This window comes from Methylobacterium sp. 1A, from assembly GCF_058072805.1.
This window is the reverse complement of sequence record NZ_JBYQVE010000003.1, coordinates 530,805-540,503: the sequence shown is the minus strand read 5'-3', so window position 1 is coordinate 540,503 and position 9,699 is coordinate 530,805. Positions and strand designations below refer to the sequence as shown.

The 9,699-nt window shown below is 69.2% G+C and carries 8 protein-coding genes; 1 reads left to right on the top strand and 7 read right to left on the bottom strand.

Annotation, left to right across the window (positions count from 1 at the left end; translation table 11 throughout):
* Nucleotides 1–70: 70 nt before the first annotated feature.
* From repC to ACX9MN_RS34150, 3 genes are all read right to left on the bottom strand, one after another.
* The gene (repC, locus tag ACX9MN_RS34160) at nt 71–1,408 is read right to left on the bottom strand and encodes a plasmid replication protein RepC (protein ID WP_489726644.1); all 1,338 of its coding nucleotides are present in this window, start codon (nt 1,406–1,408) and stop codon (nt 71–73) included.
* 191 nt (nt 1,409–1,599) lie between these two features.
* Nucleotides 1,600–2,688, bottom strand: coding sequence for a replication protein RepA (locus ACX9MN_RS34155; protein WP_489726643.1), 1,089 nt, complete (start codon nt 2,686–2,688; stop codon nt 1,600–1,602).
* A gap of 1,434 nt (nt 2,689–4,122) precedes the next feature.
* Complete coding sequence (locus ACX9MN_RS34150; RefSeq protein WP_489726642.1) at nt 4,123–4,521, bottom strand: RidA family protein; 399 nt, start codon at nt 4,519–4,521, stop codon at nt 4,123–4,125.
* 168 nt (nt 4,522–4,689) lie between these two features.
* On the opposite strand from ACX9MN_RS34150, the gene ACX9MN_RS34145 reads away from it, so the two are divergent.
* Nucleotides 4,690–5,250: a TetR/AcrR family transcriptional regulator gene (locus tag ACX9MN_RS34145; RefSeq protein ID WP_489726641.1), complete on the top strand. Its 561-nt coding sequence runs from the start codon at nt 4,690–4,692 to the stop codon at nt 5,248–5,250.
* A 339-nt stretch (nt 5,251–5,589) separates the two neighbouring features.
* Here ACX9MN_RS34145 and solA read toward each other — a convergent pair whose 3' ends face one another.
* The 4 genes from solA to ACX9MN_RS34125 are packed head-to-tail and all read right to left on the bottom strand — an operon-like array spanning nt 5,590 to nt 9,698.
* Nucleotides 5,590–6,759: an N-methyl-L-tryptophan oxidase gene (gene solA, locus ACX9MN_RS34140; RefSeq protein WP_489726640.1), complete on the bottom strand. Its 1,170-nt coding sequence runs from the start codon at nt 6,757–6,759 to the stop codon at nt 5,590–5,592.
* 31 nt (nt 6,760–6,790) lie between these two features.
* On the bottom strand, nt 6,791–7,762 hold the full coding sequence (locus ACX9MN_RS34135) for a dipeptidase (protein WP_489726639.1): 972 nt from the start codon (nt 7,760–7,762) through the stop codon (nt 6,791–6,793).
* 11 nt (nt 7,763–7,773) lie between these two features.
* The gene (locus tag ACX9MN_RS34130; protein WP_489726638.1) at nt 7,774–8,847 is read right to left on the bottom strand and encodes an ABC transporter ATP-binding protein; all 1,074 of its coding nucleotides are present in this window, start codon (nt 8,845–8,847) and stop codon (nt 7,774–7,776) included.
* A 44-nt stretch (nt 8,848–8,891) separates the two neighbouring features.
* Entirely contained in the window at nt 8,892–9,698 is an 807-nt protein-coding gene (locus tag ACX9MN_RS34125; protein WP_489726637.1) for an ABC transporter permease, read from the bottom strand.
* Nucleotide 9,699 lies beyond the last annotated feature (1 nt).

Genomic DNA, 9,699 nt, shown 5'->3' with positions numbered 1-9,699 from the left:
GGTTCCGAACTCCTGTCACGGTTTTCGCGGCCGCAAACGCCGCTGCACCGTGACAAGATCACAGTCAACCTTAACAGAATGTTGACGCTCGCGCCGCCCCGCTTCCGAGCGGGCGAGCGTGTTGACCGCGGTCAACTCCCGCGACGCGGAGGGGACCGCTTGGGCCGTCGGCTGACGCTCGACGGCGCTGGCGCCACAGGGCGAAGAGCATCGGCCAGGCCGAGAACCGGCCGGAGCGGGCCTTCCGCGTCAGGTCGCGGAGATAGGCGCCGGGCGCGCCGATCGACTCGGCGCGCTGGAGGATCGCCGACAGCGCCGCCAGCGCGTGGTCCCGCCCCATCGCGGCCAGGGCCGCCTCCCAGACGTCCGGGCCGATTCCCAGCGCGGGACGAACGACCTCCGCCGCGCCGGCCAGATCGGACCAGCTCCGGATACCGTCGCGGGCGTAGAGCACGACGTCGGGACAGGCCTCGAGCACCATCGGCAGAGGCAGGGGCGAGGGGAGGGAAGAGGGGACCGGCGCGGGGAGGGGACGCGGTTGGTCGGGCGCGGGAGCGACGTCGGATCGCGCGGCTCCGGCCGGGCCTCGCCGGGGGCACCGTTCAGATTCGTCAGCAGGATCTGGATCTGAATTCTGATGGTGGCGCTCACCGTGAGACGCAGTGCCGACCATTTTCGGCGCATTCGCCAAACTTGGCAGCCACTTGTCCACCTCCCGGCGCAGCGCGCGCAGCGGCTCGGCGGCGGCGTGCAGGTGGGGCTCGCCGGCGGTCCGACCCGGCATGCCGCCGCAGGCCGCGAACCGGTCCGCGAGCGCCGCCCAGGGCCCGGGCCATCCGGATTCGGCGGCCAGGGCGAGGATCTTCGACAGGTCGCGGCGGTGCAGGGCGATCTCCTCGCGCAGGAGCAGGCGCCGGCGCGCGGCCGCCCGCACCGCCCGGGCGAGCGCGGCGAATTCCCCCGCGCGCGCCACGAGCGGCGTCAGGTCGAACCCGAAGGCGCGCGCGATCGCGCCGGCGCCGTCCCGGCGCGCGTAGCGCTTGCCGTTCGGGCTGTCCCGCCGGATCACCAGGCCGGCCGCGACGAGCTGGGCCAGCGCGCGCCGCAGCGTCGCCGGGGACGGGCCGTGCGACCGCAGCGACAATTCGCGGTTCGACGGGAAGACCACGAGCGGCGAGCCGGGCGACAGCGCCGTCTCGGGATGGAACGTGAGCAGCGCGCTCAGCACCGCGAGGGCGCGGTCCGAGACGGCGAGGTGATCCTTCGCCTCGGTCACGTCGCGGAAGATGCGCCATTTGTGCCCGACCGCGTCGTCGGGGCAGGCCTTGGCCGCCGCCTGCGCGGCCATCATGCCGAGCGAGAGCGGTCGCCGCCCGAAGGGCGTCGTGGGTTCGTGTCCGGGAAGCATGGTCCTCGCCCGCGATGAGGCAAGAGAGCAGCGCCCGCCGAGGCGATGGCCGCGTCGCGTGGTTGACAGCGATGTCCGGGAGTGATTCTCTGAGGTTGTCCAGACGACAGAGAGGGCTTCCGGGGCGAACGTCTCGGGGGCCTTTTCTTTTGCCGGGTTGCTCCGTCTAGAGGGGTGGGGGTGGGCCGCCGTCAGGCGCGCGCGGCACCGGCCGGCGTCAGCAGGTCCGCGCTCTCGCAGGGGCCCGTCTGATCCGGGACCCGCGCAGCCTTGCGCGCCCGCGGCGCGGCACGGGCGCGACGGGTCGGCCCCCCCGCGACGGCGACGAAGGCGCGCCGCAGCTCCGCCGGATCCGAGTGCCGCAGCACCAGACCCTCGGCCGTCATCGCGACGTTGGCTTCCGGGTACGCGTCGAGGGTGCGCTTGATCGATTCCGAGAAGGCCTGCTTGAAGCGGGAGGCGAATTCCGTGGATCCGAACTGCGCCATCAGATCGCGCCAGGTCAGCAGTTCGCTCTCCCCGCGCGACAGCAGCGGCAGCCGGTAGCAGAGGTACACGAGGATATCGATCGCCATGGCGTTGTGGGCGACCTGGCGCAGCCTGGCGGTCGGCACCGGGATCGAGTGCCGCGTGAAGCGGTCGTAGGCGTTCTGGCTGAGCATCAGCGCTTCCGGCCAGCGCATGGCGCTGTGTCCCCCGGCGGCCCAGACCTCGAGGTCGTCATCCTTGAACGCGCCCCCCTCGATCAGGCTCTCGCGCTTGAAGACGTGGCCGCCCTCGTCGCCGTTCAAGACCATCGTAAAGATGGGGAAGCTCAGCCGGACGAGCTGGTCCTTGGTCGGCCCGATCGAGCCCCGCTCGCCGCCCGTGACCGGCAAACCGACGGCCTTCAACCACTCGGTGATCCGCCCCATCTCCATCCAGCGGTCGCCGGCGCTCCGGCGCGGATCGCGGGCCTCCGTGGCCAGCCACATGGAGAGGAGGCGCGCCTTGGGTCCGAACGGGACGCCCACCTCGATCTGGCGCCCGTTGGGCAGGACGAACCGGGCCGGCTCGACGGTCAGCGAGAAGCGACCGTCGCGCCGGTTCCACGGCTCCATCGTGTTCTTGGGCCGGCGCAGCGGCAGGCCGGCGATGCAGAAGCCCTTGTGGAGGAACGACACATCCATACGGCCGTCGAGCGCGGGACCGAGCCCGGTCGTCGGCCGGTCGGCTCCGGCCTCGGGGCGCAGCAGGCTCTGCTCCCACAGGCTCAGCTGGCGGGTCTCTGCCGCGTTCATGCCGGTCTCGCTCTCCTCGTGCCGAGCACAGGGCAATTTGGAGGCTATCAGTCGCGAGTCGCCGCCCGGGCGCAATCATCGGGTTTCCAAATCTCAGCGTGCCGACCGGGATTCTTTACAAAATTCAGCGTCGGCGACCCACGGCCGCCCAGCGGTCGAGCCGCGACGGCGTCCCGGCACGGCTGCGACCGCCGTTGGCGCCGGTCGCGGCGGCGCGAGTGCGAAAAATCAGCGCTCGCCGACCGTCCGCTGGCAAAAGTCAGCGTGGCGCACGCCGTTGGTGACGGGTGAGGGCGCTTGGCGACCTTCCAAACCGCGACAAGCGCGTCCATTTGCGCTGATTTTTGTAAGTCCCGCGCCGTCGGACACCGCTGGGGCCGCGCTGAGTTTTCTCAGGAGCGGACCCGGGGGCGCTGATTTTTGTAAGCGGTCGCGTCGACAGGCCAGGCACCAGCGCGTTGGGGGGCCACTGACCGGCGACGCGTCTCGGGCGCGCTCGGACGCCACTGGACAGAGAGCGAGGCGGCCGATCAGCCGCACGAAGGGTGGCGACCCGGCCTGCTCAGGACCTCGCCGACGCGCTTCCAGCGGCGGACCGTAACCTGCGCGCCCGTGAGGCGGCATGGACCGATCGGCAGGGACGATCCAGATGCGAGCCGCGCACGGCAGGATCAGGATGGTGGTGCGGCGACGCGTCGGATGGTGGCGGCGGCGACCGGCAAGGTCCGCGTGGCCCAGAGACGGTCGGGAATCCGGTCGCGCCCCGCGACGACGCGGTCGGTGACCGCCCGAGACAGATCGATGCGAAGTGGAGCGGGACCGGGAGGGGAGGGGAGGGCGCCTTCGGGTCGCTCGCGCGACGGGCGTCGGCACCGGGCCGGCCATAGACGCCCCGTGCGCCCCTGCGCGGGCCGCGCGTCCCGTTCACCCATCGCCTGCGAAGTTCCAGGACGTGCCGCGTCGCGAGCGGCAAGTTGTCGCTCGAGGACAGGACGCACGCATCCGAGGTGAACCGAATCTTCCTGTCGTTGTTTACGCTCGCTACCGAGGAGCGTTGACGACGTGACACCCCGAGACGGTGTGTGACGCAGCGATCCGGGCCGTCTTGCCTTCCCAGAGCGCGGTCGCGCGCCGCGATCTCTGTCGACGACCGAAGATCCGATTTGTCAGGAGGAGATCCATGAAGGGATTCACGAAAATTGTGTCGTACGCGGCGGCCGCGGCGGCGGTCTGCATGCTCGCGGTGGTGGTGGTCCAATCGGCGGGGCTCCTCGCCGGGTGATGGGCCCCACGCGGTGATCCAAGTTCAAAGTTCGTACAGGGTCAGGAGCGATCGTCTAAATCCGCCTCATCGACGATGATGCCGGTATCGGGACCGTGGGGGAACAAGCGGCTTGGCGATTCTTCCCGGCATCGTCCGAGCCGAACACCGACTCAGACCAGGGTCGGAAGACGGGCGATGACCTTGATTTCGAAGTCGAATCCCGCGAGCCAGTTCACGCCGACGGCAGTCCAGTTCGGATAGGGCGGTTCGCCGATCATTACGTCGCGTACCGCCATCACTGTGTCGAACTGCGTTTCAGGGTCGGTGTGGAAGGTTGTCACGTCCACCACGTCGTCGAAACTGCAGCCGGCCGCCGCGAGAACGGCGTTCAGCCTGTGAAAGGCACGGCGAACCTGCGCACCGAAATCCGGTTCAGGCGAGCCATCCTCGCGGCTGCCGACTTGGCCGGAGACGAAAAGCAGGTCGCCGGACCGGATCGCGGCCGAGTAGCGGTGCTTGTCGTAGAGGGCTTGCCGTCCGGGCGGAAAGACTGCATCGCGCTTCGACATATCGCGTGTCCTCTGCGAAGGGTGCCGACGGCTTCCATCGACCTCGCGGCACCATTCACATACGCCGCGTATGTAGGAACATCGTGACATACGCGACGTATGTCAACACATGCGGGCATACGCGAAGGATCGAGGCATCCTGTGATATCGGGACGGCGCGCGCTGAAGATGGAGGAAACCCGCGCGCGGCTGATCCGCGCGGCGCGTGCAGCCTTTGCCGAGAAGGGCTATGCAGCGGCGTCAATGGATGAGCTGACGGAAGCGGCCGGCCTGACGCGTGGCGCGCTCTATCACAACTTCGGCGACAAGAAAGGTCTGCTTCAGGCCGTCATCGCGCAGCTCGACGCCGAGATGGTCGCTAAGGCGCGGGTCGCGCGAGAGAGGGCGCCAACGCCCTGGCTCGGCTTCCTCGACGAGGGCGTCGCCTACATCGAGTTGGCCCGCGAGCCGGAGATCCAGCGCATCGTGCTCCTCGACGGACCGGCAGTGCTGGGCGATCCGTCGCGGTGGCCGGGCCAGACCGCCTGCCTGCGCACGACGACCGAGACGATCCAGGCCCTCGTGGAGGCCGGGACGGTCAAGCCTGTCGATGCCGAGGCCGCGGCGCGCCTGATCAACGGCGCGGCGCTCAACGCCGCGCTCTGGGTCGCCGCGTCCGACGATCCGCCGGCCGTCCTCGCCAGGGTCACCGAGGCCTTCCGGTGCTTGGCGAACGGCCTCCTGAAGTAGGCCGTCCCGCCGGTCTGGACGCGTCATCCTCGGGCGCGCGACGCGTTCGTCGGGGGATACCTTGCAGGGTGGCCCGCGCGCGAACAGCGAGAGAGGAGACGACAACGACGTCTGCTCCAGACCTATGTCGCTCGAAAGCCGACCAGCCGGAAGCCATCCGTCTGCGACGTTCAGGCGGGCGTCGCGCGATGACGGAAACTGGCCGAAACCCGCCGATCTGTTTATACGCCCGCATATTGCAAGTGCAGACGTAAGGCGCCAGCGAGTGCCAACCTATCATCTTGGGGGCATGCAAGCCAGGGCGAACAGAATTGGAGCTAAACGGGTCCTAAACTTAGATCATGCGGAGCTTTGGTCAGTGCGCGCATACGAACGTAGTGCGAAGCGGTTGAGCGCATGTAGGCTGAGGTCAAAGCCCGGCCTTCTACCCGAGGCGAGGTCGGCGAGAACTTCACCCACGACGCTGCAGAACTTGTAACCGTGGCCTGAGCAGGGTGAGGCAACGACGACCTGCGGCAGGTCCGGCAGCGTATCGATCACGAAGTGCTCGTCCGGCGTATTTGTGAAGAAGCAGGCCCGCATTGCCATGGTCGGGCCGTTTGCTTGGGGGAAGTAGCGGCTGACGCAGGGGCGTAGCACCGCCTCGTCCTCGGCTTCGCACTCCCGCGACAACGTATCGGCACCGCCCGTCTCGCCGAGATGGTGCCAACGGCCGATCTTGAAGCCCGGCACGTGCCAGACCGGGAAGCCGTAGAACTTGCCCTCGTCGACCTCCATATTGAAGACCGGGAAGCGGTCCGGAGCGAACAGGGCCGGCTCCCGTGGCTGGAACCAGCCGAGCACCTGCCGCTCGGGCACAGCGACGGTTTTGAGCTGCGGTACGAATTCGCCCATCCACGAGCCGGCCGACAGGATCAGGTGCCCCGCCTCGTAGGTGCCCCGCTCCGTCCGGACGCGTACACCTGAGGCCCTCGGCTCCCAGCTCAGCGCCGGCTCCCGCGCCCGGATCTCGGCGCCGGCCGCCTGCGCCTGCATGACGTGCGCGACGATCGCGCGCTCGGCCGAGACGAAGCCGCCATCCGGCTGAAGGACGGCCCGATGCGTGTCGGGCAGGTTGTAGCCGGGCGCCACACGCCGCAGTTCGGCGCCATCGAGCAGACGGTGCGGGAGGTCGTGCGTCCGGCAAGCCGCGACCGAGCCCTCGACCATAGCACTGCCCTCAGGTCCCGCATCGATCGAGCCGGTGATGAAGAGCAGCTGCTCGCCGAAACGTCCCTCCAGTTCCCGCCAGTTCTCATAGGCGCGCCGCAGCAGTGGCACGTAGGAGGGATCCTCGAAGTAGGCGAGGCGGATGATCCTGTTGAAGCCGTGTGAGGAGCCCATGGCGTGCGGGATGTCGAAGCGTTCGAGCCCCAGCACCCGGACCCCACGGCGGGCGAGGTGCCAGCAGGCGGCCGAGCCCATGCCGCCGACGCCGAGGACGATGACGTCGTAGGTGTTCGCTGACATCGCGAGATCTCCGGAGTTGCCCGAGAAGTGCTCAGGCCCAGACGTCGCCGAGCAGGGCGAGCCAGTTGCCGCCCATGACGCGTTCGATGCGGGAGGCCGGCCAGCCGCGCCGCTCCATCGCTGCGGTGAGGTTCGGAAAGTCGCCGATGACGCGAATGCCTTCGGGGTTCAAAACCTCACCGAAATCCGTGAGCTTGCGGCCGTCACCCTTGTCGTGGGTGATGTAATCGAAGAAAGCCTGTCCGTAGCCCTGCGTGAAGTCGGTGCCGATGCCGGCGTTCTCTTCGCCGACCAAATCGATCACGTACGCGATCGCGTCGAGATAGTCCTCGATCGTCGCGGCCGCGCCCCGAGCCAGGAACGGTGGGAACATGGTCACGCCCACGAAGCCGCCCCGCTCGGCGATGAAGCGCAGCTGCGCATCCGTCTTGTTGCGCGGATGATCCTTCAGGGCGGCGGGCAGGCAGTGGGAGTAGGCGACGCGTCGCTGCGAGGCGCGGATCGCGTCCTCGCTGGTCTTCGGTCCGACATGCGAGAGGTCGCACAGGATGCCGAGGCGGTTCATCTCGGCCAGCACGTCGCGGCCGAAATCGGACAACCCGCCGTCGCGGGACTCGTAACAGCCCGAGCCGACGAGGTTCTGGGTGTTGTAGGTCAGCTGGACGATCCGTAGGCCGAGCGCGTGGAACAGCTCCAGGTACTCGATCCGGTCCTCGATCGCGCTGGTGTTCTGCCAGCCCTGGATGATGCCGGTGCGGTGCTGCGCCTTCGCGCGGTGGATATCAGCGACGCGGTGGACCGGGGTGATCAGGTCGGCGTGCTCGCGGAACCAGCGCCGCCAGCGGGCCATCGTCCGCATGGTCGTGGCGAAATCCTCCCAGACGGAGCAGGTGCAGTTGGCCGCGGTGACGCCGCCGCGGCGCATGTCGGCGAAGACCTCGGGCCCGAAGTCGGAGACAATCAGCCCGTCGATCACGATCAGGTCGTCGTGCCGGATGGTCATGGGGCGTCCTCTCAGAGTTCGACAGGGACGAAGTGGCAGGCGTCCGGCGGGACGGCGACGTGAACGCGGGTGCCGGGTTCGAGCATGGCCGGGCCGCCGGTTGCAGGGGTCGCCCGGCGTGCCGTGAGGCACAGGCCGGACGGGGTCCGCAGCCTGTACTCGACGGAAAGACCCCGGTAGGTCGCCGCCTCGATCTCGGCATCCAGCGTGTCGGGCGCGGTGTCCGCGCCGGAGGGCGTGATCCGGACGCGCTCGGGCCGGATCGCCAGGACCGTCGCCCCGCGGCCGGCGCCTGCGACCGGGACGCGGATCGCGTTGCCGTCGGCGAGCCGGAACGTGCCCGGTCCCTCCACCGTCCCCGGCAGGAGGTTCGTCACGCCCATGAATTCCGCCACGAAACGCGAGCGTGGCGCACCGAACACCGCCTCCGGGCTGCCGTCCTGCTCGATCCGCCCGGCGCGCATCACGACGATACGGTCGGCGATCGAGAGCGCCTCGTCCTGATCGTGCGTGACGAAAATCGTGGTGATGCCCATCGCCTTCTGGATCTGGCGGATCTCGAGCTTCATCTCCCCGCGCAGCTGCGCGTCGAGGTTGGAGAGCGGCTCGTCGAGGAGCAGCACGGAGGGCTCGATCACCAGGGCGCGGGCGAGCGAGACCCGCTGCTGCTGGCCGCCGGACAGCTGCTTGGGCAGCCGATCCGCCATCGCCGACAGGCGCACCCGGTCGAGCGCCCGGGCCACGCGCGACGCGATCTCGGCCCGGGGAAGGCGACGCATCTCCAGGCCGAAGGCGACGTTCTGGGCGATGCTCATGTGCGGGAACAGGGCGTAGCTCTGGAAGCCGAAGCCGATGTTGCGCTTGGCCGGCGGCAGACGGGTCACGTCGCGGCCGCCGATCAGGATGCTGCCGGCATCCGCCTCGACGAACCCGCCGATCATCCGCAGCGTCGTGGTCTTGCCGCAGCCCGAGGGGCCGAGCAGGGCGACGAGCTGGCCCTCGGGCACATCGAGGGTGATGTCGTCCACGGCCGTGAAGCTGCCGTAGCGCTTGATCAGGGAGCGAAGGGCGACCGTCGTCGACATGGTCCGATCTCCGGGCTGGCAGGTGGCAGTCTCAGACGGCCGTCTCAGAAGGCTTGGGCGAGACGCGCGTAGCGGTCGCTGACGAGGAGCGCCGTCCCGACAATCAGGATCTGGACGGCGGCGACGGCCGCAACCGTCCCGTCGAGGTTCCATTCGAGGTAGTTGACCAGGGCGATCTGCAGCGTCGTGCGGCCCGGCCCGACGAGGAAGATCGACTTCTCCAGATCGATGAACGAGATCACGAAGGAGAACAGGGCCGCCGCGACGATCGCGGGCCGGATCGCCGGAAGGGTCACGCGCCGCAGCACGGTGAGCGGGTCGGCTCCGAGGCTCGCCGCGGCCTCCTCGATCGCCCGATCGGCCGACGCGAGGGACGCGCTGACCAGACGGATGGTCCAGGGCAGCGCGATCAGCGTGTGCGCCACGAGCAGGCCGCCGAGCGTGCCGGCTACCTGGATGTCGAGCAGCGCCTCGACCTCGATGAAGGCGATGAACAGGGCGGCGCCGCCGACGATGCCGGGCACGACCATCGGTGCGAGCAGCAGGGCCTGCACGGCGTCGCGGCCGGGGAAGCGGCCGCGCACCAGGCCGAGGCTCGCCGGCACGCCGAGGGCGAGGCTCGCCGCCGTGGCGAACAGCGCCGTCTCCACACTGGTGACGAAGCCGTCTCGGAAGACGTCCGTTTCGAGGGCGCGCGCGTACCAGTCGAGGGTGTAGCCGCTCGCTGGGAAGGCGAGGATGCGGTTGGCGAAGAACGACACCCAGACGATGACCACCAGCGGCAGCACGATGAAGGCGAGGACCGCGCCCGAGATGGCGCCGTAGGTCCGGCGGATGCCTGCGCGCGACATG

Bases quoted from the DNA above. Each gene is read 5' to 3' on its own strand.
- ACX9MN_RS34135 (WP_489726639.1), bottom strand. From the start codon at position 7,762: ATGACCATCCGGCACGACGACCTGATCGTGATCGACGGGCTGATTGTC.
- ACX9MN_RS34145 (WP_489726641.1), top strand. From the start codon at position 4,690: ATGGAGGAAACCCGCGCGCGGCTGATCCGCGCGGCGCGTGCAGCCTTT.
- solA (WP_489726640.1), bottom strand. From the start codon at position 6,759: ATGTCAGCGAACACCTACGACGTCATCGTCCTCGGCGTCGGCGGCATG.
- ACX9MN_RS34125 (WP_489726637.1), bottom strand. From the start codon at position 9,698: ATGTCGCGCGCAGGCATCCGCCGGACCTACGGCGCCATCTCGGGCGCG.
- repC (WP_489726644.1), bottom strand. From the start codon at position 1,408: ATGCTTCCCGGACACGAACCCACGACGCCCTTCGGGCGGCGACCGCTC.
- ACX9MN_RS34150 (WP_489726642.1), bottom strand. From the start codon at position 4,521: ATGTCGAAGCGCGATGCAGTCTTTCCGCCCGGACGGCAAGCCCTCTAC.
- ACX9MN_RS34130 (WP_489726638.1), bottom strand. From the start codon at position 8,847: ATGTCGACGACGGTCGCCCTTCGCTCCCTGATCAAGCGCTACGGCAGC.
- ACX9MN_RS34155 (WP_489726643.1), bottom strand. From the start codon at position 2,688: ATGAACGCGGCAGAGACCCGCCAGCTGAGCCTGTGGGAGCAGAGCCTG.